Source organism: Pseudolysinimonas kribbensis, from assembly GCF_030161895.1.
Classification (GTDB): Bacteria; Actinomycetota; Actinomycetes; order Actinomycetales; family Microbacteriaceae; genus Pseudolysinimonas; species Pseudolysinimonas kribbensis.
In genome coordinates, this window is record NZ_BSVB01000001.1 from 1,353,490 (window position 1) to 1,380,167 (window position 26,678).

The 26,678-nt window shown below is 69.0% G+C and carries 31 protein-coding genes, 2 tRNA genes and 2 pseudogenes; 6 read left to right on the forward strand and 29 right to left on the reverse strand.

Going from position 1 to position 26,678, the window contains the following annotated elements:
* Positions 1–2: 2 nt before the first annotated feature.
* From QQK35_RS07535 to QQK35_RS07555, 6 genes and pseudogenes are all read right to left on the reverse strand, one after another.
* Positions 3–419 carry an aldo/keto reductase gene (locus QQK35_RS07535; protein ID WP_284253627.1) on the reverse strand — a complete coding sequence of 139 codons (417 nt, stop codon included), beginning with the start codon at positions 417–419 and terminating at the stop codon, positions 3–5.
* A complete protein-coding gene (locus QQK35_RS07540; protein WP_284253628.1) occupies positions 329–955 on the reverse strand; it encodes an aldo/keto reductase in 627 nt (208 codons plus the stop codon). The genes QQK35_RS07535 and QQK35_RS07540 overlap by 91 nt, the downstream gene beginning before the upstream one ends.
* A gap of 55 nt (positions 956–1,010) precedes the next feature.
* Entirely contained in the window at positions 1,011–1,463 is a 453-nt protein-coding gene (locus tag QQK35_RS07545; RefSeq protein WP_284253629.1) for a VOC family protein, read from the reverse strand.
* Positions 1,464–1,591: 128 nt separating this feature from the next.
* Positions 1,592–1,732: pseudogene (locus tag QQK35_RS19710) on the reverse strand (VOC family protein); the annotation flags it as partial.
* A gap of 87 nt (positions 1,733–1,819) precedes the next feature.
* Complete coding sequence (locus tag QQK35_RS07550) at positions 1,820–2,185, reverse strand: ROK family protein (RefSeq protein WP_284255633.1); 366 nt, start codon at positions 2,183–2,185, stop codon at positions 1,820–1,822.
* Positions 2,098–2,595: an ROK family protein gene (locus QQK35_RS07555; RefSeq protein WP_348534908.1), complete on the reverse strand. Its 498-nt coding sequence runs from the start codon at positions 2,593–2,595 to the stop codon at positions 2,098–2,100. The genes QQK35_RS07550 and QQK35_RS07555 overlap by 88 nt, the downstream gene beginning before the upstream one ends.
* Before the next feature lie 970 nt (positions 2,596–3,565).
* On the opposite strand from QQK35_RS07555, the gene QQK35_RS07560 reads away from it, so the two are divergent.
* Positions 3,566–3,958 (forward strand): hypothetical protein, encoded by a 393-nt coding sequence (locus QQK35_RS07560; RefSeq protein ID WP_284253630.1) that lies wholly within the window; start codon positions 3,566–3,568, stop codon positions 3,956–3,958.
* Here QQK35_RS07560 and QQK35_RS07565 read toward each other — a convergent pair.
* The 7 genes from QQK35_RS07565 to QQK35_RS07595 form a co-directional block, all read right to left on the reverse strand.
* Positions 3,889–5,856, reverse strand: coding sequence for a hypothetical protein (locus QQK35_RS07565; RefSeq protein ID WP_284253631.1), 1,968 nt, complete (start codon positions 5,854–5,856; stop codon positions 3,889–3,891). The genes QQK35_RS07560 and QQK35_RS07565 overlap by 70 nt on opposite strands.
* An 84-nt stretch (positions 5,857–5,940) precedes the next feature.
* The gene (locus QQK35_RS07570; RefSeq protein WP_284253632.1) at positions 5,941–6,243 is read right to left on the reverse strand and encodes a hypothetical protein; all 303 of its coding nucleotides are present in this window, start codon (positions 6,241–6,243) and stop codon (positions 5,941–5,943) included.
* Positions 6,244–6,255: 12 nt separating this feature from the next.
* Positions 6,256–6,507, reverse strand: coding sequence for a hypothetical protein (locus QQK35_RS07575; protein WP_284253633.1), 252 nt, complete (start codon positions 6,505–6,507; stop codon positions 6,256–6,258).
* Complete coding sequence (locus QQK35_RS07580; RefSeq protein ID WP_284253635.1) at positions 6,498–7,379, reverse strand: ParA family protein; 882 nt, start codon at positions 7,377–7,379, stop codon at positions 6,498–6,500. The genes QQK35_RS07575 and QQK35_RS07580 overlap by 10 nt, the downstream gene beginning before the upstream one ends.
* Positions 7,376–8,623, reverse strand: coding sequence for a type IV secretory system conjugative DNA transfer family protein (locus QQK35_RS07585; protein ID WP_284253636.1), 1,248 nt, complete (start codon positions 8,621–8,623; stop codon positions 7,376–7,378). Before QQK35_RS07585 ends, QQK35_RS07580 begins: the two co-directional genes overlap by 4 nt.
* Positions 8,620–9,042 (reverse strand): hypothetical protein, encoded by a 423-nt coding sequence (locus QQK35_RS07590; RefSeq protein ID WP_284253637.1) that lies wholly within the window; start codon positions 9,040–9,042, stop codon positions 8,620–8,622. The genes QQK35_RS07585 and QQK35_RS07590 overlap by 4 nt, the downstream gene beginning before the upstream one ends.
* Positions 9,039–9,224 (reverse strand): hypothetical protein, encoded by a 186-nt coding sequence (locus QQK35_RS07595; protein WP_284253638.1) that lies wholly within the window; start codon positions 9,222–9,224, stop codon positions 9,039–9,041. The genes QQK35_RS07590 and QQK35_RS07595 overlap by 4 nt, the downstream gene beginning before the upstream one ends.
* A 280-nt stretch (positions 9,225–9,504) precedes the next feature.
* On the opposite strand from QQK35_RS07595, the gene QQK35_RS07600 reads away from it, so the two are divergent.
* A complete protein-coding gene (locus QQK35_RS07600) occupies positions 9,505–10,353 on the forward strand; it encodes a DNA-processing protein DprA (protein ID WP_284253639.1) in 849 nt (282 codons plus the stop codon).
* A gap of 1,032 nt (positions 10,354–11,385) precedes the next feature.
* Here QQK35_RS07600 and QQK35_RS07605 read toward each other — a convergent pair.
* The 4 genes from QQK35_RS07605 to QQK35_RS07620 form a co-directional block, all read right to left on the reverse strand.
* A complete protein-coding gene (locus QQK35_RS07605; RefSeq protein WP_284253640.1) occupies positions 11,386–11,649 on the reverse strand; it encodes a hypothetical protein in 264 nt (87 codons plus the stop codon).
* Between the two features lie 124 nt (positions 11,650–11,773).
* The gene (locus tag QQK35_RS07610) at positions 11,774–12,415 is read right to left on the reverse strand and encodes a ParA family protein (protein WP_284253641.1); all 642 of its coding nucleotides are present in this window, start codon (positions 12,413–12,415) and stop codon (positions 11,774–11,776) included.
* 287 nt (positions 12,416–12,702) lie between these two features.
* Positions 12,703–13,158 carry a hypothetical protein gene (locus tag QQK35_RS07615; protein ID WP_284253642.1) on the reverse strand — a complete coding sequence of 152 codons (456 nt, stop codon included), beginning with the start codon at positions 13,156–13,158 and terminating at the stop codon, positions 12,703–12,705.
* Positions 13,155–13,352 (reverse strand): helix-turn-helix transcriptional regulator, encoded by a 198-nt coding sequence (locus tag QQK35_RS07620; RefSeq protein WP_284253643.1) that lies wholly within the window; start codon positions 13,350–13,352, stop codon positions 13,155–13,157. The genes QQK35_RS07615 and QQK35_RS07620 overlap by 4 nt, the downstream gene beginning before the upstream one ends.
* A gap of 105 nt (positions 13,353–13,457) precedes the next feature.
* Here QQK35_RS07620 and QQK35_RS07625 point away from each other — a divergent pair, with 105 nt between their 5' ends.
* The 3 genes and pseudogenes from QQK35_RS07625 to QQK35_RS07635 form a co-directional block, all read left to right on the forward strand.
* Positions 13,458–13,709, forward strand: coding sequence for a helix-turn-helix domain-containing protein (locus QQK35_RS07625; RefSeq protein ID WP_284253644.1), 252 nt, complete (start codon positions 13,458–13,460; stop codon positions 13,707–13,709).
* Positions 13,710–14,068: 359 nt separating this feature from the next.
* Positions 14,069–14,593, forward strand: coding sequence for an Arm DNA-binding domain-containing protein (locus tag QQK35_RS07630; protein ID WP_284255635.1), 525 nt, complete (start codon positions 14,069–14,071; stop codon positions 14,591–14,593).
* Positions 14,594–14,598: 5 nt separating this feature from the next.
* Positions 14,599–14,991 (forward strand): annotated as a pseudogene (locus QQK35_RS07635) (tyrosine-type recombinase/integrase); the annotation flags it as partial.
* A 200-nt stretch (positions 14,992–15,191) separates the two neighbouring features.
* On the opposite strand, the gene QQK35_RS07640 reads toward QQK35_RS07635, so the two are convergent.
* Both QQK35_RS07640 and QQK35_RS07645 read right to left on the reverse strand, forming a co-directional pair.
* Positions 15,192–15,265: transfer RNA gene (locus QQK35_RS07640), tRNA-Met, on the reverse strand.
* A gap of 44 nt (positions 15,266–15,309) precedes the next feature.
* Positions 15,310–15,381: transfer RNA gene (locus QQK35_RS07645), tRNA-Thr, on the reverse strand.
* A gap of 143 nt (positions 15,382–15,524) precedes the next feature.
* On the opposite strand from QQK35_RS07645, the gene QQK35_RS07650 reads away from it, so the two are divergent.
* Positions 15,525–17,174, forward strand: coding sequence for a glycoside hydrolase family 13 protein (locus tag QQK35_RS07650; protein WP_284253645.1), 1,650 nt, complete (start codon positions 15,525–15,527; stop codon positions 17,172–17,174).
* A 42-nt stretch (positions 17,175–17,216) separates the two neighbouring features.
* Here the strand turns inward: QQK35_RS07650 and QQK35_RS07655 are convergent, their stop codons facing one another.
* From QQK35_RS07655 to QQK35_RS07700, 10 genes are all read right to left on the reverse strand, one after another.
* Positions 17,217–18,749, reverse strand: coding sequence for an ABC transporter permease subunit (locus QQK35_RS07655; protein WP_284253646.1), 1,533 nt, complete (start codon positions 18,747–18,749; stop codon positions 17,217–17,219).
* Complete coding sequence (locus QQK35_RS07660) at positions 18,746–19,516, reverse strand: ATP-binding cassette domain-containing protein (protein ID WP_284253647.1); 771 nt, start codon at positions 19,514–19,516, stop codon at positions 18,746–18,748. Before QQK35_RS07660 ends, QQK35_RS07655 begins: the two co-directional genes overlap by 4 nt.
* A gap of 86 nt (positions 19,517–19,602) precedes the next feature.
* On the reverse strand, positions 19,603–20,682 hold the full coding sequence (locus tag QQK35_RS07665; protein ID WP_284253648.1) for a sugar ABC transporter substrate-binding protein: 1,080 nt from the start codon (positions 20,680–20,682) through the stop codon (positions 19,603–19,605).
* A 167-nt stretch (positions 20,683–20,849) separates the two neighbouring features.
* On the reverse strand, positions 20,850–21,692 hold the full coding sequence (locus QQK35_RS07670) for a M23 family metallopeptidase (RefSeq protein WP_284253649.1): 843 nt from the start codon (positions 21,690–21,692) through the stop codon (positions 20,850–20,852).
* A 13-nt stretch (positions 21,693–21,705) separates the two neighbouring features.
* A complete protein-coding gene (locus QQK35_RS07675) occupies positions 21,706–22,530 on the reverse strand; it encodes an inositol monophosphatase family protein (protein WP_284255636.1) in 825 nt (274 codons plus the stop codon).
* Positions 22,527–23,372: a fumarylacetoacetate hydrolase family protein gene (locus tag QQK35_RS07680; RefSeq protein ID WP_284253651.1), complete on the reverse strand. Its 846-nt coding sequence runs from the start codon at positions 23,370–23,372 to the stop codon at positions 22,527–22,529. Before QQK35_RS07680 ends, QQK35_RS07675 begins: the two co-directional genes overlap by 4 nt.
* A 26-nt stretch (positions 23,373–23,398) precedes the next feature.
* Entirely contained in the window at positions 23,399–24,250 is an 852-nt protein-coding gene (locus QQK35_RS07685) for a PIG-L deacetylase family protein (RefSeq protein WP_284253652.1), read from the reverse strand.
* A 46-nt stretch (positions 24,251–24,296) separates the two neighbouring features.
* Positions 24,297–25,316: a zinc-dependent alcohol dehydrogenase gene (locus tag QQK35_RS07690; RefSeq protein ID WP_284253653.1), complete on the reverse strand. Its 1,020-nt coding sequence runs from the start codon at positions 25,314–25,316 to the stop codon at positions 24,297–24,299.
* Between the two features lie 73 nt (positions 25,317–25,389).
* Positions 25,390–26,295, reverse strand: a complete 906-nt coding sequence (locus QQK35_RS07695; RefSeq protein ID WP_284253655.1) for a DUF4862 family protein — start codon at positions 26,293–26,295, stop codon at positions 25,390–25,392.
* Positions 26,292–26,678: a RidA family protein gene (locus QQK35_RS07700; protein ID WP_284253656.1), complete on the reverse strand. Its 387-nt coding sequence runs from the start codon at positions 26,676–26,678 to the stop codon at positions 26,292–26,294. The genes QQK35_RS07695 and QQK35_RS07700 overlap by 4 nt, the downstream gene beginning before the upstream one ends.

A 26,678-nucleotide genomic window follows, 5' to 3' on the forward strand; every position in this document is an offset into this window, starting at 1 on the left:
GGTCAGTCGCGGTAGTCGAGCCAATGCGCGCGAGGCGGGAGGAGCGACTCGAGCTCCTCCCAGAGGCCGTCGGGGAGGTCGGCGCTGGCCGCCGCGATCGTCGGCTCGACCCGCTCCGGCTTGCTGATGCCCACAATGGTGGAGGCGAACCGCGGATCACGGGTCGAGAACCGCAGCGCGGCCGTCCGCAGATCGGTCGACCATCGCGTGCACGCGTCCCGCATCGCGGTGATCGCCTTGAGGGTCGCGGGTGGCGCCGGCCGGTAGCCGTAGCCCGTCGCGCGTCCGGAGTCGTCGGCGAGGATGCCACCGCCGAAGACGGCTGCGTTCACGACGCCCACGCCGCGTTCGAGCGCGTCGTCGATGAGGTCGCCCCCGCTCCGGTCGACGAGCGTCCACCGGTTGTGGACGAGGAGCACGTCGAAGACGCCCAGGTCGAGATAGCGCCGCATGTCCTGAACGCGACCCCCGCGAGCCCGATGTGCGAGACGGCGCCGCTCTCCCGCGCCTCAACGAGAGCGTCGACCGCTCCGCCCAGCGCGGTGAGGTCCGCGAAGTCGTGGAACTCGGGATCGTGCAGGTGGACGAGCGGCAGCGGCCCGGGCAACCCGAGGCGCTCCCGGCTCTCACGCAGCGAGGCGCGCACCCGGTCGCCGGAGTAGTCCCGTCCGTCGGCGTCGACCTTGGTGACGACGACGACGTCGTCGGGTAGTCCGAAGCGGGCGATCGCGGTGCCGATCCGGCGCTCGCTGCGCCCCGCCGAGTAGCCGTTCGCGGTGTCGATCGTGCGGATCTCGCTGCGCAGGACGTCGCCCACCAGCTCGATCGCCTGCTCCTCGGCGACCTCGTATCCAAAGTTCTCGAGCATGCTGCCGAGCGGCCCGCCGCCGAGCGTCACCGACGAGAGCACGAGACCGGTCGATCCAAGCTCCCGATCGGGCAGCCGACCGCTCATCGACGCGCCGAGAGTAGGAGGAGGCCGTCCGGGTCCGTGCTGACGCTCCATCCATCTACAGTGGGCTCGCCCCCTCGGGGGCCGGATCCAGCTCGATGCCGAGGAATCCGGTGGCGTCGAGCAGCGGACGCGCGGGCAGGAGCTCGGCCCGCGCGAACGTGAAGACCTCGAGCACCAAGTCTCCCGAACGCACGTACGCGATCTCGAAACCCCGCGGGTCGGAGGGCTGATGAATGCCGGCCATGTGCCGCCAGCCGAGACCGCCGTAGTAGGCGAGCGTCCGGTCGAGATCGGCCACCGTCTCGGCGACGTGGTCAAGTCGTGGGCGGTCCGGCACTCCTGCCGCCCAGTCCTCGTCGACCGCGTCTCGATCGAACACCTCGTGATACTGCAGCGCACCCTCCACCAGTTCGAGGAGCGTGCCGTCGGGGTCGTAGAAGAAGGTGATGCGCACACCGCCCTCGGCGTCGATGGGCTCGAGGTGGAACGACACGTCGGCGTCGCGCAACCGGGTGACGAGCGGCTCGAGGAGGCCACCTTGAACCCGACGTGCCGAAATCCGGCGTGCAGATCATCGGCGACCCACGTGGATTCCGCCGGCTGTTCGACGTGACGCAGCCGGAGCGTTCCCGTGACCAGATCGAGGTCCGCCCCGGACGGGGTCACGGCACTGAGAGGGACCGCGCCGAGGAACCGTGTGTAGAAGTCCACCGAGCGAGCGACGTCTCGGACATTTAGGAGCACGGATCGGATCGTCACGCCAGGGCCCTTCGCCATTGAGGGAGCGCTCGAGTCGGCGTCCTTTCTTACTTTATGATAGTTAGTTCACCGACCGCAACGACTGCGTCGAGAAGGTCCGTCCGATCAGTCCCTGCCGACGACCATGTGCGGGGTCAGGGACTGCTGCAGGGCGAGGGCCGCCGCGCCGACCGCCGCGGCATCGCGCGCCGGATCGGAGAGGACGACTTCAACGCCGTGGATGTCGCGGGTGCGCGCGAACCGCGTGACGACGTCGCGGATGACTTGGAGGTAGATGGGACCCGCCTCGGCAAAGCCCGGGCCCGCTAGGTAAACGCGATCGAGGTCAAGCAGATTGACCACGGAGAGCATCGCCTGCGCCACGTACCGCGCCGAGCCCTCGATCAGGGTCGCGCAGGCGGCGTCGCCCTGCGCGGCGGCGCGTCCGACGGCCGCGAAGTCGCGTCGGACGTCGGCCTCGGCCCCTGACAACTCGAGTCGGGCGGCCAGCGCCGGATCGGCCATAGCGAGGAGATCACCCGACGCGGGGCGGCGAGCATCTCCAGGCACCCACGGGATCCGCACCAGCACGGAGGCCCGTCTACCTCGACGACCATGTGCCCGATCTCGCCGACGTTCGACGAGGCGCCGCGCGCGAGTGCCCCGTGTTCGACGATGCCGCAACCGAATCCGGTCGCCATGTAGAGGGTCGCGAAGCTCTGCGCCGCCGACAGCCGGCCGACCCAGAACTGCCCAATGGCCGCGCAGGCCGCGTCGTTCTCGCGCACGACCGAGAGCCCGGACGACGCGGCGAGCGCGTCGACCACGGCGAAGGTCTCCCACTCCTCGGCGTTCGTCGTTGACGATTCGACCTCGCTCGAGGTCGGACCGCAGGTCGGCACGGTCGCGGACCAGGTCGTTGCGGGCGGCCGCTTTGGCGTCGCCCTTGGGGATCAGACGCAGGTGGAAGGAGATCGACCGGACGAATTGGATGTCGGACCCGATCAGCAGATCCAGGGTCCAGAGCTGGTTTCGGGATCCGACCGCGAGGTCCTCCGACCGGATCGCGGCGGTTCGGTGCCACCACTCCACGGCTTCCCCGCTGACGGGATCGCGGTCGCTGACCACGGTGGCTGAGAACTCATCCCGAGAGCGGAGCCCAAGGCGGGTGGGTTCGACGTCGGGGAGGTAGTCGATGGGGCGGCTCGGGTTCTGCTGATGCTGCATCACCGCTACGACCTTCCGAGCCGTCAGGGCCTCGACCTCGCCCAGGCGCGCGTCGGTGAGGCCGCGGAGTGTGGAGGCGATCTCCTGCCGCATGAGTCCTCGCCATCCGTCCCGGCCGGCGCCGTACTTGCGAGCCGCGTCCATGAACGCCGCGCCGAGCGGCCATCGAGCGGTGATGTAGTGCCGCTGCACCATCGCATCCATCCCGGTGAGCCGGAGAACGTCGTCGTAGGAGGCGATCGCGTCCGCGGGGACGGTGTCGTCGAGGGACTCGAGGATCCAGAACTCCTGCAGGGCCGAGTCGGCCGGTAACACTCGGGTGAGGGTCTGGATCTCGCCGATGAGGTTGGTGGGTGCGGCGCGGGAGGCGAGGAACAATCCCCACGCCTCGGCTGCGCGGCGCATCGCAGATGCGGACTCGACACCGTGTGCTTGCCCGGTGACCGCGAAGACGACGGAGAGGTAGGGCTCCTCGCCGAGTGGCGCATGCCATGCGATCCCGGGTTCGCGGGAGCTGGATTGCAGCCACCCCATCCCGTCGGCGCCATCCGGGTGGGTGCGCATCGCGGCCAGCTCTCGCGCCGCGCTGGCGCGCTCGGGCTTGGTGCCGGAGCGGGCTGCCGCCTGTATTTGGTCCCAGCGGGCTTGGTCGAACGGCTCGAATCGATCCGTGCCCGCCAGCTGACGCTGCCGCCACCGCCGTCGTCGGACCTGGCGCTCGATCAGAGATCCGCGATGGGTGCGGAGGGTGACGAGGATCACCGTAACGCCCAGGGCCACAGCGATCGCGAGGCCCCAGATACCGAGCACGGGAGTGAGTACCAGCATCGCCAGAAAGGCGATCGCCAGGCCGATGACCCGCCCCTTGGGTTGGGTGCCGCCAAAGAAGCCGCGGTGTGCTCGCTCTCCACCGATCTGGCGATCGACGCCGGAGCTGGTGAGCTCGTCGGCCGGGGTATGGGTGTCGGTCATCGGTCAGTTTTCTCCCGACTCGCCCATGGTGGCGACGGCGTGGTCGCTCGCCGCCTGAGCGACTGACCCGACGGCGCTCCCTGCGGCCATCGCCCCTGCAGCGATGAGGGTCGGGACACCGATCGCGGCACCGGCTCCGGTCGCGGATTCCGCGGCGCCGGTCGCGGCGATGCCGCCAGCTCCCGTGGTGCCGCCCGCCACTGCGCCCCCGCCGCTCGCTCCTGTTGCGGCGCGGGACGCGGCCGCGCTGAGTGACCCACCTCCGGAGGACGCGGCATCGCTGCCCGTAGGCGCACTCCCCCGCCTCCGCCACCGAAGGCCATCGCCGGCGTCGGGCTCCCACCACTGGAGCTGCGGTAGCGGTCGAGGGCATCGCTCATGCTCGATGGCCCCCAGGAGCCGGGCCGCACGCCCGGGCCTTGGCTTCCTCCGGAGCCGGTCGGGATGATCGGGGCGAACTTCATCAGCAGCAGCGGGCTGGCGCCGGCGATGAACATCGCGATGATCGCGGCGAGCAGCTGCACCAGCTTCTGCAGCGACGCGTCGTTTCCGAGGAAGTCGATGGAGCCGCCAAGCATGTTGAACGCGAATCCGAGCAGGAAGAACAGCAGCGGGTGCGCGGCGAGCACGCCGATCCACAACCCCACCAGTCGCATGCCGAACTGACGCCGTCCCGGATCGATGATCCACACCAGGGCGAGGGGAATGAGAACGCCGGTGAAGTAGAGAGCGACCAGTTGGACGATCAATACGAGCAGCACGAAGAACAAGGCGCAGAGCATGAGGAACATCAGCAGCACCGCGACCGGGACGCCGCCGGCGATGCCCGTGCCGTCAGCGTCGCTGAGCATCTGAGTGAACTGCTTGTTCACCTCATCGACGGTCGAGGTGATGCCCCACGCTGCGAACGAGTCAGAGAGGGCGCCGAAGAAGGTGACCAGCAGCCCGCCGATCGCGGGCCCGAACATCGCCCCGAGAAGAAACAGGGGAAGTACATTCCGATCGACTCGACGAGGTCGCGCCCGCTCTGCGCTCCTCGCGCGGTGCGGAGGATCTGCGGAATGAGAAGGAGGATCGCGGCGAAGATCGCCGTGGCGAAGGAGATCTCGTAGGCCTTCACGAACCAGTCGACCGTGAGATCCGGCAGCGTCGCGGAGGTCAGCTGCGGAAGAAGCTGCGTGGCGAGCCCTTTCGCGGCGTCGCGGAGGGCCTCGTAGGTGTTGCCCCATGGGTCGGACCAATAGGAGACGGCGCCGGCGGCGCCGTTCACCGCGTCCCCGATTCCGTTCGCCACGTTTCCGACACCTGTCGAGACGCAGGTAAAGAGGTTGTCGCAGTTCGAGCCGTTGTCTGCCATCAGCACCCCCGGTGAATGGTGTTCCGATCTTGAAGAGGTCCTCGGTGGTGTGGGCAAGGCTCCCGCTCTGTACGCGCCAGCCCCCGTCTTCCCACTCGAGGACGTAGGTCGTAGAGGTCCGCAATTGCGGATTCACGGCACCTCCGATGACGTAGCCGGCACCGATGGACACCGTGACCTTGTCGGGTGCGGCGCTGTCGACGTAGTAGACGCCGGGTGCGGTGGAGACGTAGAAGTCGGTGCCATCGGCGACGGCGCCGCCCGACGGGTTCTGGTTTTGGGTGACGGCGGCACCGAGGTCCTTGAAGTCCGGGCTTGCGTCGCTGGCGATGATCTGCGGCGCCACAGCGTCCGCCTCATCTGCTGTCGCCGTCGGATGACGCAACGTCCAACGGACCACCGCGGCGGCGAACTCGACTGCCCCGTTGGTCGTATGGGGCGCTGTCTTCTGGGCGGCCAACAGCATGGTGTTGTCGCGGTTGCTGCCGCCCAAGCACCCGGTCGGCGCGACACCTGCGGATGGGCTGGCCGTCGCGGTTGCGGTCGGGGTCTTCGAGGGCGACGGGCTCGCCGAGGGGTGCATCGCCACCGTGAGGGTGATGGCCACCGCAACGACGATGACGACGAGGACGACTCCGACGATCCATGGCCAGCGCGGACGACGAGGACGAGTGGGGGCGAGGGTCATGGCTTATGAGAACACAGCGAGGATCGCCCCGACGATCACCGCGAGAGCAGCGAGCAGCCCCAGCGAGATCGCCGCCCACACCGTCTTCTGACGGCCGACCTTGTACTCCATCGGGTTCGTTGCCGCGGAAGCGGTGGCCATAGATGCGATGCCGATGATGAGGAAGATGACGGCGGCGACGATCGCGATTCCCCAGGCTCCGGCAAGGAGTTTCTGCCAGAGGGCGGTGAATTGGACGCCGAAGATCGAGAAGTTCGGCAGCAAACCGTTCAGCGGGTTGTCGATGATGTGGACGATGGCGTGCATTCCTGATCTCCTCTAGTTCTTGGTGCCGGTGGTCGGCTTCGTGGCGATGGGCTGGTTCTGCATGGTCTGCACGATGCCGGCAGCGAGGTGCGTGAACGCATCTCGGGTGGCGGGTGCGAGCTTGGCGAGTGTGATGGGGCCGCGTTCGGCGATGTGCGCATCGAACGGGACCTCGAACACCTGCTCGACGCGGTGCTGCTGCAGCAGCTTCGACAGGCGCTCGTTCAGTTGCGGGTTCTCGGCGCGCCCGTCGATCAGCCGCACGATGGTCGCGGTGTCCGCGAGCCGACGGTTCGCGGTACCACCGGCGCGGAGGTAGTCCAGGAGGAGATGGCCTCCAGGACTGCTTCGGCGGAGTTCAGGACCGGGATGACGAGCGCATCGGTGGCGGCGAGGGCGCCGTCGAAGGCGCTGCTGGAGGGCTGGTTGCCGGAGTCCATGACGCGGATCGCGTAGAACTCGTCTACCACCGCCGCCGCGTGAAGGACGTCCGTCGCGACGAGCTGCGGGCGAACGCCGGTGGTGCCGATGACGGACGCGAATGAGGTCTGCGGGGCCGTGTAGGAGGCGAGCTGACCTGCGGATCGGATCTGGTCGTGGTCGACGACGAGCTCGCCGATACCGCGAGTCGGGTTGCCCTCGGTGCGGTAGGTGAGGGTGCCGGGGTCGTCGGAGACCTCCATGACGGCGACGGAACCGCCGCGGATGGAGGCCAGGATGCCGCCCAGGATCAGTGAGGTCGGCGTCTTCCCGACGCCGCCTTTCCTGTTCGCGACCAAAATCCCGACCGCGCGCGGCCAGGTCGTCTGCCGGATCACGTCCTCGTCCGCCTTCAACCGCGCAGCACGCGCGAGAGCTGCCAGCTCGGACCTGCCGGGTGCGAGCTTGACGCCGGTGCGGGCGATCAGGCCGCGCACCCCGGTCCGAGCGATCGGCGAGGTGTCCGTGGCGGTGAGGGACGCGACATCGATCTCCTCGATCGATCCCGACGCGGTGTCGACTTCGTCGACTTCGTCGAGCGCCGCATCCGAAGGTTCGACGGGAGGTGCGGGGTCGGCGGGACGCCGCCGGGCGGTGTCCTCTTCGACGTAGGCGGCAGCGCGGGCGGCGCCCCGAAAGGGTGCGGTCGTGCTCATTCGATTCCTTCCTCTTCTCCACGTGAGGTGGCAGTGGTGTTCGACGAAGCGGCTGCTCCGAGCTCTGGGGTGGCTTGCGGGAGGGCGCGGAAGGGGGCGATCGCTCCGCCCTGCACGAGCCAGAAGGCCCCGTCGGCTGCTTCGCGGACGTCCTGCGGTGGGATGACGTACGTGTGTTGTGCTCGGGCGGATCGGAGTTCTTCGCCGGTGGCGGCGCCGGAAGACTCCATCTGCATGACCGTGCCGGCGTACTTGACGACGTCTTCCGGATCCTTGGAGCGCCCGAAGACCAGAGCGGCACCGGAGGTCAGGGCCCGGCGGCGGCGGATCTCGTCGTTGGAGAGCCCAGCTGGAGACTGAGTGGCCAAGACCAGTCCAACGCCGGCGGAGCGCGCGGTCTCGAAAAGGCTCCCCGCAGTGTCCCCGGGGTCGGACGTGTCGGTGACCAGCTGCGGGAACTCATCCACGACCACCAGCACCGGCGACTTGTCGCCGCGCGCCAGGCGGGAGGCGAGGTAGTTGCGAAGATCCAGCAGCAGCAGATCCCCCAGCCGTGCCTGCGCGTCATCGACGGGTGACAGGGGGACCACCGTGACGTCTGCGGTCGGCCTGTCGTACGACCACCCGACGGCGTCGAGATACTTCTCCAACGGCCGGAGCGCGACGAGGAGCGCTTGCAGCGCGCGGGTGCCGGAGGTCTGGTTGCCGGTGCGGTCCACCGGGGCGGTGACCATGTCGAGGTCGTACTGGTCCCGCACCCACGGACCGGGTCGCTTGAGCCGCTCCCGCAGGTCCTCGACCGAGGCGACCGGTGAGGCGTCCTGGACAGCCTGCAGGACGCCGCGGATCTCGTCGAGGTAGTGCTGGTTGGCTCCGTCGGGTGACGGCATCAGGCGCATCAGCTTTGCGGTGATCTGGTCCGCGGTGCCGTTGAAAAGGTTCCAGGCGCCGGCGACCTCTGCCGTCTTGCTGCGCGAGGCAGCGAGGGCGGCGAGGTGAGCCGCGTCCGCTGGGTCGCCCTTGGCGTCCAGGAAGAACACTGGCCACCCGTACTCGAGGGCGCACAGGATCACCGAGTCCAGCAGCACGGTCTTGCCGGAACCGGACTCGGCGATCACGAGCGCTCGCACCGCGGACGATGTCCGCGGCAGCACGAGCAGATCGCCGGCCGGCGAGATCCAGTCTCGGACCTGGCGGCGCTCGAGGAACCGCTCCACAACGGTCGTCACGGTGGGGCGGGTCACGAACGCGAATGCCTCCCCGCAGGAGTGGTGTGCGGCGCAGTGACCAGCCCCTTACGTGTGCCGGTGATCTTTCCGGTCGCCGGATGAACGGTGACGCCGATCCGCGCGGCCGACACGGCGTCGGCGGCGCGCTTGCGGGCGGCCTCGATCCGCGTCTGCCGGATCACGTCCGAGATCCGACGCGTCCGCACGAGCTCGGCGATCCTTCGCCGGTGCAGCAACCACGCTGCGGGAAGCAGCAGCAGCCCGGAGACGAGGTTGGCGATCGCCCACGGCAGAAGCTGCACGACCAGGTGGAGTCGCCACGCGATTTGCCCGTCGCGGATCCCGGCCACCAGCAGCGTCAGTTCGACCCCGATGAGCGCCAGGACCAGGGCGATGCCGACCGGCGCGGTGACCGGTTGGCGGCGGGACGTCATCCAGAACCTGGCTCGGGTGGCGATCTGCTCCCCGCCACCCGCGTCACGACCACGGGTATCACCAGCGGAAGCGCCACCATAACCGCGGCGATCACGGCGGCGGCGATGACGACCTTCTCGATCAGGTCCTCGACAGCGCCCTGTCCCTGCGCGGCCGGGGTGGTCTGCTGCGCCCCGGTCACCGGATGCTCCAGCCCAGGTCCGAGCGGCTCGCACGGAGGCTCGCCGGGCGCCTGACGGAGCAGGCGCGGAGCGAGGGGCCGCCCCTGCGGGGCGGAGGGTTTGACCTTTCCGGCCGGCGATCGTACGTCGCTGCTGCCGCTGCGTGCCCGGCTTTCGCGGCATATCCTCCCGCGCTGCGCTTGGTCCGGTATTCCACGACCGCGCACTTCGCGTTGCTTGCTCCCTCTCGATCTCTGTGCCGGAAGGCAAACAAAACGATCGATCCGAGAGGACCCCACCATGCCCACCACCGACACTCGGCTCCCGTCCCCCGAGGTATGCGCACGCGTCGCGCTCGCCACCGCGGGCCTCGGCGGCAACCGTCACATTGGCGCTGCGATCCGCGACCGCGGCTCCGCCGTCGACCTGGTCGCCGCCGCCTACGACAACGACCCGTTCCTCGAACTCCCCGCCGACATCTCCACGCGCCTGCGCGCTCTGGGCGGCGGCCACACCGTCGCCGCGGTGTTGGAGATCACGATTCAGCGCGGCTACCGCATCCTCACCCCCGGCCACGACGAATGGCCCGCGCAGGTGGAGGTACTCGGCACCGCCGCACCGGTTGCGTTGTGGGCCTCGGGCAGCGGCGCGGCGCTGCACGATCTTCCCGTCGTCGTCACCGGGAGCACCTGCCCGGATCCGTGGCTGCGCCACGACGTCATCGACCTCACCACACGGATCGCCGGCGATGGGTGGACCGTCGCCACGGCCGCGCGCCCGGGAGTGGACAATCTCGCGCACCAGTCCACGCTCGCGATGGACGCGCCTCTGGTCACCGTCGCCACGACCGCCCGCGAAGGCCACGCGCGCGGCGAAGTCGTCATCAGCGAGAACCCGCCCCTGCTGCCGGTCGTCCTCGCCTCGGCGCTGCGGACACCGGTCATCCTTGCGGCCCTCGCCGGCAAGGTCCTCGTCGCCGGCGGTGAGGCGGGGTCCGGTGCAATGCGCACCGGCATTGCCGCGCACGCGCTGGCGCGGCCGCTCGGTGTCGTCGGCGGCAGCGAGGGGCGTGCGGGCGGGAACCGACTGCAGGAGCAGTTCGGAGCGCCACTGATCCAGACGCTGGCCGAGGTCGAGCGACTGGTCTGAACTTCGCATCGCGCTCATGCGATGCCCCGATCCCACAGCTCCGATGATCCGCCCACGGCGCATCATCCGCGCCGACCCACTCGCCGTGCACGTTGAACACCGGCAACGCGACCACCCTCGGACGCAAGTCGCGGAACAGGTGCACATCCGCTTCGCGCAGCACCATCCGCGCTGCATCCTCGGTCCCGAGATACACCACGCGGGTCACCCCCGAGCTCGTGAGCCGTTCAGCGTGATTGCGGAAGATGCCCCGATATCGGTCACTGACCTTCGGGGTCAGCTCCACCTCGATCAACTCGAGCGACCCCTGCTTCATCGCGACACCGTCCGCCTGGTGATCCTGCAGCGACATCGGCCGACGATCCCGCGTCCACCGATACCCGCGCCCCAAAAACCGCGCCGACGTCAACGCCACCGCGAGCTCATGGCGAGTGGTCTGCCGAAACAAGTTCGGCCCCGGTCGCCCCGTCGCATGGTGGCTCGGCCACACGATGAAGTTCCCGTGAGACGACAGCCGGCCACGCTCGACCAGCCCCACCTGATGCATCCGGGCAACCCACCGCTGCGCCTTCCGCAGATGCACCGGAGCCACCTCGACACCACCTCCAGGCACCGCCGGGAGCGCCCACCGGATCGCCTCGGTATCGGCCAACCTCACCGATCGCAGCCACTCCAACATCGCCTCATCGCGAACCGTCAACTGCACCACGCGGAGCTCACTCCCCTCCGGTCCGATCGCCCTCTGCCTGCAAACCACCACTGCTTTTTCTTGTCTGTGCCACCACCCGTCTGTATGTCCCAACCTCTCGTAGACACTCACGGTGGGTGGGAGAGGTTGGGACGCGGCCGCAGGCCGAGACGGGTGGTGGCACAGACAAGAAACCCCCAAAAACTGTCGTTCGCCTAGTCGCCGTCGACGCCTACCCCAACGACAAAAGCAACTTGCCGACAGCGTCACCCCGCCACCCCCAGACGGGGGTAGAACGACACGCCGAGATCCCGAATTCGGCTCAAGTGACGATTGAAAGTTAGTCACCGCAACGACCTCAACAGCGCCGCCTCATCGTCGCCGGCAACCTTCTCGACCCGCGCGAGTAACACGTCAATGGCGACACGGATCAGGGTGTTCTCCGTGATGCGCACGCCCGTGTTGCGCTTGGCACGATTCAAGCGCCGCGCATGCACTGTCAACGCCTCGAGCTGGTCGTCCCGCAGCCGAATGTCCTTCCGCACGAAACCGAGATAGCGCGCTTCAGGCGAGCCAGACGACGACTCCATCCGGGTCTCCGTGGGCACCCGGCGCGGCTTCGGCTCAGCTCGATGCGAGACCTCCGGGGAGTAGCCGGCACCGCTGCCGGGGTTGATCGTGGCTCATCAGCGGGGAGCCGGCCGAGCAGGCTCGACAGGTCGGCGCGCGCCATCAGGCGTCCCCATTCGCCCACAGAGACATGAGCTCCAGCGCGACGGCGCGGTAGTCATCGATCGCCTTGATCGTCTGCCGCGCCTCGGGGTACTGGGTCACCACCAGCCCCTCGATGGGCGCGTCGGAGTGGATCTTGTAGCGGCGGATCGCGCGCCGAAACCTTGGCAACTGGATCTCATCCACCAGCCGCTCCGCGTCCTCCAGCTGACCCGGGACACGCATGTCGATCTTCGAGAGCAGCACTCGAAACGACGTGCGGGAGGGCTGGACCAGCTCGCGGATCGTGCGGACCATCGGCGGCACGCACAGCGCCTCCGGCTCCGTCGGGATGATCGCGAAGTCTGACGCCGCCAACACCGAGCCGAGGATGTCGCTATCGGTGAGGTTGCCCGGGGTGTCCACGAAGACCAGGTCGTAGGGCAGGTCCCGCATCCGCGACAAGTTCGCCACGGTCGTGTCGGCAGCAAAGTCGAACGGAAGGCGGTCGCCGGCCGCAGCCGCCCACCAGCTCGTCGACTGCTGCGGATCGACATCGATCACGAGCACTCTCGAGTGCTCGGCCGCGACGGCGGCGAGGTTCATGGTGGTGGTGGTCTTTCCGGCGCCACCCTTCTGGTTCGCGATCGCGACGATCCTCATTTGCGCACTTCCAATCTCCCGCAGTGCGGAACTCCCGAACTTCTCCACCACGCGAGTCCCGACGTCCGGAACCTCGCGACATCCGAACTCCGCACCTCACGAAGTCCGAAACTCCCAACCCGACGAAGTTCCGAACGTCCGAGGTTCGGAATCACCACGCGGCAGAGATCAGTCCGTTCACCGGTCGCGCCTGCTGCTCGGTAGCTGGTCATCCTGATTCCCTCCTGCTCTCAAAGGGGACCGATTTCTCGCCCCCTGCTGGTCGACAAAACTGCCCCCTCAGAGGGCTAGAAACTTGCCCGCTGCACGGGCGGCCGAGTCGCCCCCTGCCCCGAGCTGTCCACAGGGAACAGATACGTGTCGCCCCGCGCACGGCGCTGTCTCGCTATCGGCACCTGCAGCTCGTACTCGGCTGCCATGCCGTTGCCGCCATGCCGCACGCGCCTGATCGCGCCCTTGTCCACGAGCTCCTTGACAGCCCGCTTCACGGCGCGGAACGCCGATTCCGATCCGTTCTCGGGAGCCTGGAAGCCGAGGGCGATCGCGGAGAACTCCCGCCGACCGAAATAACGACGAGGGGCGGCGCCAGCCGGATTGTCCTCGTCGTCCCAGCACTCCAGAGCCATATGCAGGAACAGCCGAGCAGCCGTGTTCCCCAGCTCCAGCCGCGCCGCGACGATCACCGCGCCCTTGGCCGCGTAGAGCCCCACATCGACACCTGGGATCTGCTCGAGGCTCCTCACGCCAATTCCCGAATGCCCTGCCTGACGCTGCCCTCAATCCAGGCAACGACTTCGGACCGCTTGTAAAGGACCGTCCTAGGCGTTGGCTTGTAGTAGCGCGGCCCAAGCCCTCGATGCCGAAGCTGCGCGAGCGCGGCGATCGAGACTCCGGTGAGGTCCTGAACCGCAATTGGCGGCAAGTAATCGTCGTCCATCAAACTCTCCTTGTCAAAATGACAGTGATTGCGTGTTATTAATGTCATAGTGACATGGTGCAAGTTTTGTCAAGTCGGCGCGCCTGCGCGCGATACGGTGTCGAAATGGCGGACTATGCGGCAGCGGGCAGCATCGGCTCCCGCATCGCGGCAGCCCGTCGGTCCAGGGGCTATCGATCGGTCGCCGAGCTCGAATCAGCTCTCGCAGGTACCGGTATCTCGCAAGCCGTCCTCGCCAATATCGAGTCAGGCAGGAAGGCCGACCTCGACGTCAGCCAGGTACTGAACATCGCAAGGGTCCTGAAGGTGCCCGTCAGCTTTCTCCTCGCGCCGATGTCACGACCGAACGCCCCCTAGACCTGCCCGGGCTTGGGCCCATGTTCGAGGGCATGAGCTCCGCCGAATTCGATGCATGGTTGAGCGCCTTGCCTTCCGCCACCTACGTTGCGGGGTCGAGTGACGAACGGGTTGACCGAGCTGAACTGCAGGCGTTCCGAGAGCTTCGTGTCTTGGAACGGGAGCTCTCGCGGCTGGAGACAGTGCAACGAATCGAGTCGACTCACAACGGTGAACTCCAGGACGGAATGAATCGTCGGCGGGCCGCAGCCGAGGTTGAAATCGATCAACTTCGGAAGTTCCTGACTTCGGCAGGGTGGGACATCTGAACCGTGGCCACGATCGAGCCCTATGACACCAATGGCGGCCGACGCTACCGAGTGCGCTACCGCAAGCCGGACAACTCGCAGACTGACAAGCGCGGTTTCAAAACGAAGCGAGAAGCTGAACTTTTCCTCGCTGAGATCGCGATAGGTCGCTCAGCAGGAACGTTCATCGATCCAGCGCTGGCGCGCGCGACCATAGCAACGGTGGGAGACGCTTGGCTCGCGTCCCGATCGGGCCTCAAGCCTTCCTCGTTGGCCGTGATGGAATCGGCTTGGCGACTGCACGTTCGACCCCACTGGGGCTCGGTGCAGATCGGGAAGGTCCGTCGAAGCGACATCGAGGCCTGGGTCGTCGAACTTCGCAGGCCGGACCGCGGTCGACCCCTCTCACCCGCGACGATCCACCGCTGTCACGGCATTCTGTCGGCCGTCCTGGAAGCCGCAGTCCGTGACCGGAAGATCTCGAACAATCCGGCTAGGGGATCAGGCTGCCGGCTCGTGAGCGCAGGGAACACAATTACCTTTCCCACGAGGAGGTTTTCAGGCTCGCCTCTGAATCGGGATCGAGGGGAACGCTAGTCAAGCTGCTCGCCTACACAGGCCTCCGATGGGGCGAAGCATCCGGACTTCGCGTGAAGGATGTGGACCTGGACAGAAACAGACTCTGGGTTCGCCAGAACGCGGTCTACGTCAAGGGCTTCGTCATCGTCGGCACCCCCAAGACGCATCAACAGCGAATGGTGCCGTTCCCGAGCTTCCTCAGCGATGAGATCACGAGTGCACTCCTTGAACGACGTGACGACGATCTCGTCTTCCCCGGCCGCTTCGGACAGCCCCAAATCACACCGACCAAGCAGGATGGTTCTTGGTTCGAAAGGGCGCTACGTCTGGCGGAGCTATCTCCGATGACGATCCATGACCTTCGGCACACTGCTGCCAGCCTGGCGGTGTCGGCCGGTGCGAACGTGAAGGCAGTGCAGAAAATGCTCGGTCACAAGTCCGCCGCAATGACCCTGGACGTCTACGCCGACCTCTTCGACGATGACCTGAGCGCCGTTGCCGAACGCCTCGATGACGTCGTGCGTTCCTCGATTGTGGGCAAAACGTGGGCACTGGATCATTCGGGCCGTTCCCACGTCGGGTCGAAACGCCTAAAAAGCCCGGAAATCCGGGCTAGTAGCGAGGGCGGGACTCGAACCCGCGACACCACGATTATGAGCCGTGTGCTCTAACCACCTGAGCTACCCCGCCGGGGGAACCCCCACCGCCGCTTGGTGCACCGACAGGGGCTCGCGAGCCCCGAGTCAGGATTGAACTGACGACCCCTTCCTTACCATGGAAGTGCTCTACCACTGAGCTATCGGGGCGCGCCGCGACGCGCGCGGCAACCCGAAGACTCTAGCATCCGGCGACCGGGCGCCCGCCCGCGCGGGGGCCGGCGCCGGATGCCCGACCGGCCCCCGTTCCGACCGTTTCGACAAGGTCCCCGCGCGGCCATAGATTCGAGCGGATGTCTCCCTCGCACGACTGGTGGCGCACCGCCGTCATCTACCAGGTCTACCCGCGCTCGTTCAGCGACTCGACCGGCGACGGCGTCGGCGACCTGGACGGGATCACCGCCCGCCTGGAGGCGATCGCCGAGCTCGGCGCCGACGCGGTCTGGCTCTCGCCGTTCTACGTCTCGCCCCAGCGCGACGCCGGCTACGACGTCGCCGACTACACCGACGTCGACCCGCTCTTCGGCGACCTCGCCGGATTCGACCGCCTGCTCGCCCGGGCGCACGAACTCGGGCTCAGGGTCGTCGTCGACATCGTGCCGAACCACAGCTCGAGCGAGCATCCGTGGTTCCAGGCGGCGCTGAAGGCGGCGCCCGGCTCGCCCGAGCGCGCCCGCTACCTCTTCCGCGACGGCCGAGGCGCGAGCGGCGACGTGCCGCCGAACAACTGGCAGTCGGTGTTCGGCGGACCGGCGTGGACGCGCGTCACCGAGGCCGACGGGCGCCCCGGCCAGTGGTACCTGCACCTGTTCGACACCTCGCAGCCCGACTTCGACTGGACGAACGGCGACGTGCAGACGTTCTTCCTCGGCGTGCTGCGGTTCTGGCTCGACCGCGGCATCGACGGCTTCCGCATCGACGTCGCGCACGGGCTCGTGAAGGCCGCCGGGCTTCCGGACTACACCCCGCCGGCCGACGAGGCCTCGATGGGCGGCGACGACACGGCGCCGATGTGGGGGCAGCCCGGGGTGCACGAGATCTTCCGCGACTGGCGCCGGCAGGTCGCCGAGTACGGTCCGGACCGGGTGCTCATCGGCGAGGCGTGGGTGCGTCCGCTCGACAAGCTCGCCGAGTGGGTGCGGCCCGACGAGCTCCACCAGACCTTCAACTTCAGCTACCTCGAGACACCGTGGGAGGCCGCCGCGCTGCGCGACGTGGTCACGCAGTCGCTCGCCGCGTTCGGGAGCGTGGGCGCGCCCTCCACCTGGGTGCTCTCGAACCACGACGTGATCCGGCACCGCACCCGGCTCGCGCTCACGCCGCCGCCCCCGCAGGGCGAGGGGCTGGGTCCGCGTTCGCCGTGGCATCCGGATGGCGTGGTCGGCCTGCGCCGGGCGCGCGCCGCCACGCTGTTCATGCTCGCGCTGCCGGGGTCGGCGTACCTCTACCAGGGCGAGGAGCTCGGCCTGCCGGAGGTCATCGACCTGCCCGACACGGCGCGCGAGGACCCGACCTTCGCCCGCACCGGCGGCGCCAACTACGGCCGCGACGGCGCCCGCGTGCCGTTGCCGTGGATCGCGGGCGCGCCCTCGCAGGGCTTCGGCCCCGGCGAGGCGAGCTGGCTTCCGCAGCCGTCGACGTGGGCCGCGTACGCCCGCGACGTGCAGGACGGCGAGCCGGGCTCCACGCTCCGGCTCTATCGCGACGCCCTCGGGCTCCGGCGCGAGCACGAGCTCGCGAGGCAGACCCTGCAGTGGATCGCGTGCGACGACCCCGAGACGCTCGCGTTCCGCGTGGGCCGGGTCACGGTGCTCGCGAACCTCGGCACCCGGCCGGTCGCCGCGCCGGACGGTGTCGTCCTGCTGGCGAGCGAGGCTCTCGTCGAGGGCACCGACGGCGCCATCCGCGTGCCGGGCGACACGACGGTCTGGCTGCACGGCTGAGGTGAGCCGGCCGGCGCGCGAGAGCACCGGCCGGCCGACCTCCTAGCCCTGGGCGCGCAGTACCGCCGTCACGGCGATCACGAGGGCGATCAACAGCTCGATGATGCCGATCGCGACGGCCCAGATCGCCAGGCCGCGACCGCGACCGCCGTGCTCCCGGATCTGGAAGACGGCGATCGCGCCGAGCACGATGCCGCCGATCGCGGTGACGAACGACAGCACGAAACCGACGATCGCGAACACGTTGAACGGGCCTGTCGGATGTTCGACGGCCTTCGTGCCTCGCACGCGGGAGAGCGCGTCGACGGATGCGGCGAGGATCAGCACGCCGCCGGTGACGAGGAGGTTCACACCGCTCGGCAGGTTGAGCAGGCCGAGGCCGTTGGTGATCACCGAGATCACGAGCGCGCCGACCGCCGCGTGCATGAGGCGTCCGCGGCCGCCGAAGAGGCTGACGCCGCCGACGACCGCCGCGGCGACGCCGTTCAGCACGTCGTTGCGACCGAAGGCGGCATCCACGGATCCCACCTGGCTCGCGGCGAACAGGCCGGAGATGACGGCGAGGCCCGAACAGACGACGAACGCGATCCAGCGGATGCCGATCACCTTGATGCCGGCGCGACGTGCGGCCTCCTCGTTGCCACCGATCGCGTAGAGCCAGCGGCCGTACTTCGTGCGGTCGAGCACGAAGGTGCCGATCCACAGGATCACCAGGGTGATCGGCACGACGATGGGCACGCCCGTGACGGCGAGGAACGCGGTACCGCGGTTCTGACTGAGCGCGAAGATCACGACCGCGCCGAGCACCGCAATGACGCCGAGCCGGACCCACATGAGCGCGATCGTGCGGTTCGGAACGCCCGCGCGGGTGCGACGGGTTCGATCGACCATCGACGTCGCGAAGGAGATCGCGAGGATGATCAGCAGCATCACCCAGCCCATCCAGACCGGCATGTTGTTGTTCTGGATCGCCAGCACCGCGGGTTCCTGGATGCGGTACAGGCCGCCGGGACCGATGATGATCAGCTGCGCGCCCTGCAGGCCCAGGAACAGGCCCAGGGTGACGACGAACGATGGGATGCCGATGCGCGATCGGAAGAAGCCGATGAACGTGCCGATCGCGAGGCCCGAGGCGAGCGCGATGAGGAAGGCGATGATCCAGTTCAGATGCGCACCGCCGGGATCCGACAGCACCACGAATACCGCCATCGTGACACCGGCGGTGACACCGGCCGACAGGTCGATCTCGCCCAGCAGGATCACGAACGTGAGCGCCATGCCTAGCATGACGAGCGACGCAGCCTGCGTGAGCAGGTTGGCGAAGTTGCGCTCGGTGAAGAAGAACGGGCTCAGGAAGCTGAACAGCACGACGAGCACGATGAAGCCGGCGATCGCGGGAAGCGCTCCCATCTCGCCGCCGCGGAGCCGGCTGAGGTACGCGCGCGCCTGATCGACGATCCCGCCCTCCTGGCCGCTGCCGATGAGGTCGGAGTCGGTGGCCGCGATGGCGGTGGTGTCGAGCGTGGCGGCCGGTGTACCCGGCTCCGGTGTCTCGGGGGTGTGGGTCACGCTCATGCCGCGGCTCCTCTGGCTTGCGTCTTGGCGCCGGTGATGTAGCCCACGACGTCGTCGCGGGTGGTCTTCGCCGTCTCGACCTCGGCGACCATCTGGCCGAGGTAGAGCACGCTGATGTAGTCGGCCACCTCGAAGACGTCGGCCAGGTTGTGGCTGATGATGATGACCGCGACACCCTGCTCGGCGAGTCGGCGCACGAGGTTGAGCACCTGCTCGGTCTGGGCGACCCCGAGGGCGGCGGTCGGCTCGTCGAGGATGACGAGTCGGGCCTTCTTGAGCACCGAACGCGCGATCGCGACCGTCTGACGCTGGCCTCCGGACAGCGACGAGACCTTCTGGCGCACCGACTTCACGGTCCGCACCGAGAGGGAGCGCAGGGTCTCGGACGCCTCCCGCTCCATGCGGCCCTCGTCGAACGTGAGCAGCTCGGTCTCTTCGCGGCCCAGGAACATGTTCTGGACGATGTCGAGGTTGTCGGCCAGAGCGAGGTCCTGGTACACGACCTCGATCCCGAGCGCCGACGCGTCGCGCGGGGTGTGCAGCGTGACGGGCTCGCCGTCGAAGATGATCTGGCCCTCGTCGTAGGGCTGCACGCCGGCGAGGCCCTTGATGAGGGTCGACTTACCGGCACCGTTGTCGCCCACCAGGGCTGTCACCTTGCCCGGATAGGCCTTGAGAGCGACGCCCTTGAGCACGCTCACCGGGCCGAAGCCCTTCTTGACGTCGACCAACTCGATGAGCGGCCGGAGTTCGGATGACTCCGCCATGACGGCGATCTCCCTTTCGGATCAGCCAGGAGGGGCTCCGCCCGGGCGAACCGGTGCGGAGCCCCTCTCGGTGTGTGGGACGGACTCTACTTGACGCCGTACTTGGCGCAGGCGGCCTGCACCTCGGCGGTGCAGATGTCGGACGCCTTCGCGTCACCACCGTCGATGACCTGCTGGACCTTGTCGGCCGTGATCAGGATCGGCGTGACCGCGATGAACGGCTTGCCGTACAGGGAGTCGGCCACGGAGGGCTTCTTCCCCTTCAGCAGCTCGATCGCGAGCTTCGACGCCGCGTCGGCCTCGAGCTTGAACGGCTTGTAGACCGTGGAGGTCTGCTTGCCGAGCAGCACGTTCTGCAGGCCGGCCGTCGACGCGTCCTGACCGGAGACCGGAACCGTGAGGTGGTTCTTGTCGAGGATCGTGATGACGCCCGCGGCGTTGGTGTCGTTGGCGACCCAGACCGCGTCGACCTGGCCGCCGAGCGAGGTCAGCGCCTGCTCGAAGTTCGTCGCGGACTTCTGGCCGTCCCAGATGCCGACCGGCTCGGCCGCCGGCTTGATGCCCGCAGCGCTCATGGCCTTGACCGCACCGTCGTGGAACAGCTTCGCGTTGCCGTCGGTCGGGTCGCCGCCCATGTAGACGACCTTCGCGGTCGCGGCGTCCTTGCCCGCAGCCTTCAGCCCGTCGACGATCGACTGGCCCTCGAGCTCTCCGACCTTCACGTTGTCGAACGACACGTAGTAGTCGGCGAGCATCTTCGGGTCGCTCGCGTCACCGGTGGTGATGGGGCGGTCGTAGGCGATGACCGGGATGCCCTGCTTCTGGGCCTTCTGGGTCACGGCCGTCGCGGCGCCGTTGTAGTCGACGAGGACCATGACGCCGCAGCCCTTGGTGAGCTCCTGCTGCGCGATGGTCGCGTACTTGCCGGTGTCGCCCTGCGCGTTCTGGATGTCGGCGTCGAAGCCGGCGTCCTTGAACGCCTTGGCCAGAGCCGGGCGGTCGCCGTTCTCCCAGCGGGGCGACGAGGCCGAGTCGGGGAGGATGACGCAGGCGCGGGTGGACGCCTTGTCGCCGCCGGATCCGCCGGATCCGCCGCTGGAACAGGCTGCCAACGCGAGCGATGCGACGCTTGCGACGACGGCCACGGCGATGAAGGACTTCTTCATGGCACTCCTTCGTGCTGTGGTGGTGGGGAGGTGCGAAACTTTCGCCCTGCGTCGAGCGCTTAACCCGACGCGTCCCGAACGATACGGCAGCCGGGGCTGACTTGCGAAACGTTCACATGTAACGAATTGCTAACGCAGGCCCCGGAAACGCGGAAGCCGTTTTCCATTCAACTCGCGTTCGCGTCCAACCACGGGATGGGGTCGATCAGCTTCCCGTCGACGTCGAGCTCCAGGTGCAGATGGGGCGCCGTGGTCTCCCCCGTCGCGCCGACCAACCCGACGAAGTCGCCGACCGCGAGCTGCTGACCGACCACGAGCGGCGAGGAGCCCGCCTGCATGTGCTCGTAGATCGCCTTCACCTCATGGCCCTGGTAGTGGCCCACGATGATCGCGTAGTTGCCGTAGGTCCAGCTGCCGCCGGAGCGCTCCGTCACCGTGCCCGCCATGATGGAGTAGATGGGATTGCCGTTGCCGCCGTTCAGGTCGACGCCGCGATGGAAGGGCGCGCAGGTCGGGCATCCGGCCACCGCCCCGCGCGGACCGAACGGGCTCAGGATGGCGACCCTGTACGGGAACGGCCAGCGCACCGGACCGGTGAACGCCCCGCCCACCCCGCCGCGGTACTTCTGGGCGAGCAGCTGCGCCTTGGTCGAGGCCGTGTAGTCGCTCGTGGTGATGGGGATGGTGGCGCCCTCCGCATCGACCTCCGCCTTCTGGTGCGATCCGGCGACGACATGGGCCGCCGGGTCCGCCGACGCCGAGGAGCCCGAGTAGAAGGCGTTCGCCGGCACCGAGAGCCCGACCACCATCGCTCCGACGAAGAGCAGCACGCCGGCGGTGAGGATCCGGTGGGCGATGCCATGACGCGTGCGGCGGCGCGGCTGCGGGGCAGGCGGCGCGGCGGGCGGCGCGGCGGGCGGGGCGGCGGGCGGGGCGGCCCGCACCCGCGCCTCGCGCTCCCGCGCGAGGGCCTCGCGCCGGGTGAGCGGCGCCTGCGACCCCTGGCTCATGACCCGGCTCATCCTAAGCCGGGAGGTCCCAGGCGGTCACCCCCAGCCCGTCGAGCACGGCGGCGAGCTCGGAGGCCAGACCCGGGGCCGCGGCGAGCGTGAAGTCACGGCCGGCAGCGGCATCCCCGCGCCCGGTGACGATGGCCCCGGCCTCCCGGGCGATGAGCGCCCCGGCCGCGTGATCCCACGGGTTGAGGGTGCGCTCGAAGTACGCGTCGACCCGCCCGCACGCGACGAAGCAGAGGTCGAGCGAGGCGACCCCCTGGCGCCGGATGTCGCGCACCCGGGGCAGCAGGGCCGCGACGACCGCCCCCTGCCGCTCGCGCGTGTGCGCGTCGTACGCGAACCCCGTCGCGACGAGCGCCTGCTCCAGGGGTGGTCGCGGCCCCACGACGATCGACCCGTCGTTCAGGCGGGCGCCCCCGCCCCGCTCGGCGTGGAACAGCTCGCCGAGCGGCGGCGCATGCACGGCTCCGGCCAGGGCTGTCCAGGTCGCCGGGTCGGGGTCGCCCTCGACGACGGCGATGCTCACCGCATAGTGCGGGATGCCGTAGAGGTAGTTGACCGTGCCGTCGATCGGGTCGACGACCCAGGTGAGACCGCTCGTGCCGGCGGTGCCGCCGCCCTCCTCGCCGAGGACGGCGTCGTCCGGTCGCGCGTCGGCGATCCGGCCGCGCACCAGGTCCTCGACCTCGCGATCGGCCGCCGTCACGACATCGACGATGCTCGACTTGGTGGCCGCGACCTCGACGCCCTCCGCGCGGCGCCGCGCCGCGAGCGCCCCCGCCTCGAGCGCGATCGACCGCGCGAGCCCGAGCAGCTCGCTCGGCACGCTCAGCCCTCCGCGATCGTCGTGTCGTGCGCGCCGATCCCGTCGACGCCGACCTCGACCCGGTCGCCGGCCTGCAGGTACGGGAACCGGCCGCTCATCGCGACGCCCTGCGGCGTGCCGGTGTCGATGACGTCACCGGGTTCGAGCACCAGGTACTGCGAGAGGTCGTGGACCAGCTGCGCGACGGAGAAGATCATGTCGGCCGTCGTCGAGTCCTGCCGCGGCTCGCCGTTGACGCGCGACCAGATGCGCAGCCCCCGCGGGTCGACCTCGTCGGCGGGGACGACGACCGGACCGAGCGGGTTGGAGGTCGGCATCGACTTGCCCTTGCCCCACTGCGGCCCGCCGCGCTCGCGCTGCCAGACCCGTTCCGACACGTCGTTCGCGACCGTGTACCCGGCGATGTGCGCGAGCGCCTCCTCCGGGCTCGCGAGGTACGACGCCCGCCGGCCGATGACGACGGCGAGTTCGGCCTCCCAGTCCAGCTGGGTCGCGCCGCGCGGCATGACGATCGGGTCGTTCGGCCCCACGAGCGTGTTCGGGTGCTTGAAGAACAGGATCGGGTTCGTCGGCACGGGGCTGCCCGACTCCGCCGCGTGCGCCGCGTAGTTCTGCCCGATGCACAGGATCGCCGTGGGCCGGGCGACGGGCGCGCCCACGCGCATCCCGTCGGCACCGTCGAGCACCGGCAGCGTGCCGGCGGCGAGCGCACTGCGCACGCGTTCGACGCCGCCGTCCCAGAAGTCCCCGTCGAGGTCGGAGGTGAGGGGTCGCAGGTCGTACACGACACCCTCGGAGCGGGCGGCCGGGATCTCGTGGCCGGGGGCGCCGAGGCGGAGCAGTTGCATGGGGCCCAGTCTGGCAGTCACGCGTATCAGCCCCGGGCGACCGGGAACATCTCGCGCAGGCTCAGGCGGGAGTACTCGACGTGGCGCACGAGCGGGTCGGCGGCGCGCGCGGCATCGGTGATGCCCAGCAGCGAGTGCGTCTCGCTGTGCAGCCGCACGAACCCCTCGGCGAAGTTGACGCCGGCCAGCCGGCCCATCTCACCGTTGTTGGACTCGATGAGCTTGCGGGCGAAGAGTCCGGCATACCCCTGACTGGCGAAGCAGTCCATAGCCGCGATCTTGCGATCGACGACCGGCGTGATGTCGATGAAGCAGTCGTTGCGCATGCCGTAGTGACTGAGCGCATCGTTCGCGGTGACCTGGAGCGAGGTCAGGAAGACCTGCTTGACCGCGGTCTCGGGTCTCCCGTCGAGGTTCTGCAGGTAGAAGCCCGCCCGGGCGATCCCGGCGAGGGCCATGGCGCTCGCGGCGGTGTGCGCGTCCATCGTCATGACCGGGTTCTTCGGGTAGTCGCAGATCACGACGTCCGGCTGCTCGCGGGCGACGTGCTCCGCGATCTGCTCGATGACGTCCTCATGGAGCGTCGCCATCGTGTCGTCGTGATCCAGCGTGATCAGGGTGCGGATGCCGACGATCTCGGCGGCCCGCTCGAGCTCGTGCTTCTTGTGGTCGATAATCGCCTGGAGGTCGGCCGAGACGACCGACTCGTCCGGCGTCTCCTTGCGCCATTCCTCCGCGTAGCGGTTGGCGTGGATGCGGCCGCCGTGCGTGAGGATGAGCGCGGTCACGTCGTCGCCCGCCTCCGCATGCCGCGCGAGGGTGCCCCCGCAGTTCGTGATCGTGTCGGCGGGATGGGCGTAGATGGTCAGCAGTTTCACGATGTTGCTCCGTTGTTCGAGGGGGTGATGGGACGGGTTCCGGACCTCAGCGCCAGTCGAAGACGACGCCCATCCAGTCCGTGCCGGGGTCGTGCATGGCGGCGAACATGGTCTCCGCCTCGGTGTACGGCACGACGTGGGTGATGAGGTGGTCGAGCCGCAGGGCGCCCTCGACGATGAGGCGCTGGACCGCCCGCCGGTTGCGCGCGCGGCTCCAGGGCCAGTAGACGCTCGCCTCGTTCATGTCGGCCTCGTAGGTGCCGAGGATCGTCAGCTCGCGACGGAGCAGCTCGTCCTGCAACCGGATCTCGGCGGTGCCCGGGATGCTCGCCACGAGCGAGACCGTGCCGCGCTTCGCCGCCATCTCGAGGGCGGCCTGCAGCGTCGATGGCGCGGGCGCGCACGGGAACACCGTCTCCGCGCCACCCGCGGTGATCTCGCGCACCGCTGCGACGGGATCGCTCGCCGCGGCATCCACACGATGCGTCGCGCCGCTGGTCCGCGCGCGTTCGAGCCGCCGCTCGACGAGATCGACGGCGACGATCGGCTGCATGCCGGCGATGCGCGCCAGCTGGATGACGAGCTGCCCGACGAGGCCGCAGCCGATGACGGCGGCCGACTGGTCGATCTGGGGCTGCGCCCGACGCAGGCCGTGCAGGGCGACGTCGCCGAGCGTGATGAAGCCGGCCTGCTCGCCGGGGATCGCCGGATCGAGGCGGTCGATGTACCACGACGGACTCTGTGCGCCGTCCCGATCCTCGTCGAGGTCGACGAGCCAGTGGCTCTGGTGGAACGCGTTCGTGACCACCCGCTCGCCCACCGCCCACTCGGCGACCTCGCCGCCGACGGCGACGACCTCGCCCACGGCCATGTAGCCGAGCTGGTCCCGCACGAGAGGGCCCGAGTCGGGATGGAGCCGGAAGAAGTTCATCTCCGTGCCCGCGCTCACGTGGGTGAAGTCGTTGCGCACGAGCACCTGCCGCGATCCCGGATCCGGCAGCTCGAACGGCTCGATGTCGATGCGGTGGTCGGAGCGGAAGATCAGCCGCTGCGCTGCGGTGCTCATCGGGGTTCCTCAGGTCTCGTGGTCGGTGCTCAGGCGGCCTGGATGCGGTCGAGGGCGTCGAGCGCTTCGCGGATCATCGCGATCCGATCGGCGATCGAGCCCGCTCCGGTGAGCCAGCTGAGCTTGACGCCGATCCAGGGCTCCGATCCGACCTCGGAGAGCACGGGGGCGAGCAGCTCCTCGGTGAGGAGGAGGTCGGATCACCGTGCGGGTGCAGGTCCGACCGGCGGAAGGCGTTGTGCACGTCGGCCCACGGGCGATCGAACGACCCGACGCGATCGGATGCACCCGAGACGACGTAGCCCCGGAGCAGCCCCGCCCGGCGGGCCTCGCCCACGTGCTCGATCGCCCGGGTCGCGTCGTGGAACTCGATGGCCGAACGGCCCCAGTTCAGCACGACGCCGACGTCGGCCTGCGCGTCGCGGATCGCGGCCAGCTCGTCACCGAGCGACAGGAACCCCTTCTCCGGATCGTGGCCCGGCACGAGCGCGTCGCTGTGCTCGACGAGCACCTCCGCCCCGCCCCAGTCCCAGCCCGCGAGCTCCCGCAGGGAGCGGGCGAGGGACCCGGCGCTGGCGTGCGACCCCCTCGGCCCGGGGTGCAGTTCGACGCCGCGCACGACGCGGCGGCCCATCCGGTCGTCGAAGCGATGCACGTCGTCGCGCAGCGCGGCGACATCGCGGAGTGCGCGGACACGCCCCGCCTCATCGTCCGAGGCCAGCCCGTAGTGCTCGTCACCCTGCGTGATCGTGAGGAACACCCTCGGGATGTCGGTGAGCACGACATCCAGGCGCGCGGGAAGGTGCGCGAAGAGCCACTCCTCGTCGCGGGGATGCAGGGCCCCCGTCCACGGCATCTCGAAGCCGGCGATGCGGGGGTCCTCCGCGAGGGTTCCGAGATACGCCGCCTCGACATCCGGATCCCATGCCGACGCCGTCGGCGACGCGGCGTACGCGCCGACGACGTAGCCGCGCGTCATCGGGCGGCGTCGGGAAGGGCGACGATCACGTCGGCCTCGATCTCGAAGCCGTTCAGGTCGGCCTGGATCGTCGTGCGGGCCGGATACGGCTCCGCCAGGAACTCCTTCGAGAGCTCGTTCAGGGCCTGCCAGTTCTCCATGTTCTTCAGGTAGACGCCGAGCCGGACCGTGTGCCGGAGCGAGGTGCCGGCGGCGCGGGCGATCGCCTCCAGGTTGCGGAAGGTCTGCCGCAGCTGCTCGGCGAAGTCGCCCTCCCCGACGAGCGCGCCGGCGCTGTCGAACGGCCCCTGGCCCGCGACGAAGAGGAACCCGCCGCTCACGATGCCGGGCGAGTAGGCGCCGGCGGCCTTCGGGGCGTCGGGCGAGGTGACGAGCTGGTTCAT

Bases quoted from the DNA above. Each gene is read 5' to 3' on its own strand.
- QQK35_RS07695 (WP_284253655.1), bottom strand. From the start codon at position 26,295: ATGACGCGCGGCTACGTCGTCGGCGCGTACGCCGCGTCGCCGACGGCG.
- QQK35_RS07665 (WP_284253648.1), bottom strand. From the start codon at position 20,682: ATGAAGAAGTCCTTCATCGCCGTGGCCGTCGTCGCAAGCGTCGCATCG.
- QQK35_RS07680 (WP_284253651.1), bottom strand. From the start codon at position 23,372: ATGCAACTGCTCCGCCTCGGCGCCCCCGGCCACGAGATCCCGGCCGCC.
- QQK35_RS07570 (WP_284253632.1), bottom strand. From the start codon at position 6,243: ATGCACGCCATCGTCCACATCATCGACAACCCGCTGAACGGTTTGCTG.
- QQK35_RS07625 (WP_284253644.1), top strand. From the start codon at position 13,458: ATGGCGGACTATGCGGCAGCGGGCAGCATCGGCTCCCGCATCGCGGCA.
- QQK35_RS07650 (WP_284253645.1), top strand. From the start codon at position 15,525: ATGTCTCCCTCGCACGACTGGTGGCGCACCGCCGTCATCTACCAGGTC.
- QQK35_RS07540 (WP_284253628.1), bottom strand. From the start codon at position 955: ATGAGCGGTCGGCTGCCCGATCGGGAGCTTGGATCGACCGGTCTCGTG.
- QQK35_RS07690 (WP_284253653.1), bottom strand. From the start codon at position 25,316: ATGAGCACCGCAGCGCAGCGGCTGATCTTCCGCTCCGACCACCGCATC.
- QQK35_RS07660 (WP_284253647.1), bottom strand. From the start codon at position 19,516: ATGGCGGAGTCATCCGAACTCCGGCCGCTCATCGAGTTGGTCGACGTC.
- QQK35_RS07590 (WP_284253637.1), bottom strand. From the start codon at position 9,042: ATGACGTCCCGCCGCCAACCGGTCACCGCGCCGGTCGGCATCGCCCTG.
- QQK35_RS07700 (WP_284253656.1), bottom strand. From the start codon at position 26,678: ATGAACCAGCTCGTCACCTCGCCCGACGCCCCGAAGGCCGCCGGCGCC.
- QQK35_RS07655 (WP_284253646.1), bottom strand. From the start codon at position 18,749: ATGAGCGTGACCCACACCCCCGAGACACCGGAGCCGGGTACACCGGCC.
- QQK35_RS07670 (WP_284253649.1), bottom strand. From the start codon at position 21,692: ATGAGCCAGGGGTCGCAGGCGCCGCTCACCCGGCGCGAGGCCCTCGCG.
- QQK35_RS07600 (WP_284253639.1), top strand. From the start codon at position 9,505: ATGCCCACCACCGACACTCGGCTCCCGTCCCCCGAGGTATGCGCACGC.
- QQK35_RS07610 (WP_284253641.1), bottom strand. From the start codon at position 12,415: ATGAGGATCGTCGCGATCGCGAACCAGAAGGGTGGCGCCGGAAAGACC.
- QQK35_RS07580 (WP_284253635.1), bottom strand. From the start codon at position 7,379: ATGAGCACGACCGCACCCTTTCGGGGCGCCGCCCGCGCTGCCGCCTAC.
- QQK35_RS07620 (WP_284253643.1), bottom strand. From the start codon at position 13,352: ATGGACGACGATTACTTGCCGCCAATTGCGGTTCAGGACCTCACCGGA.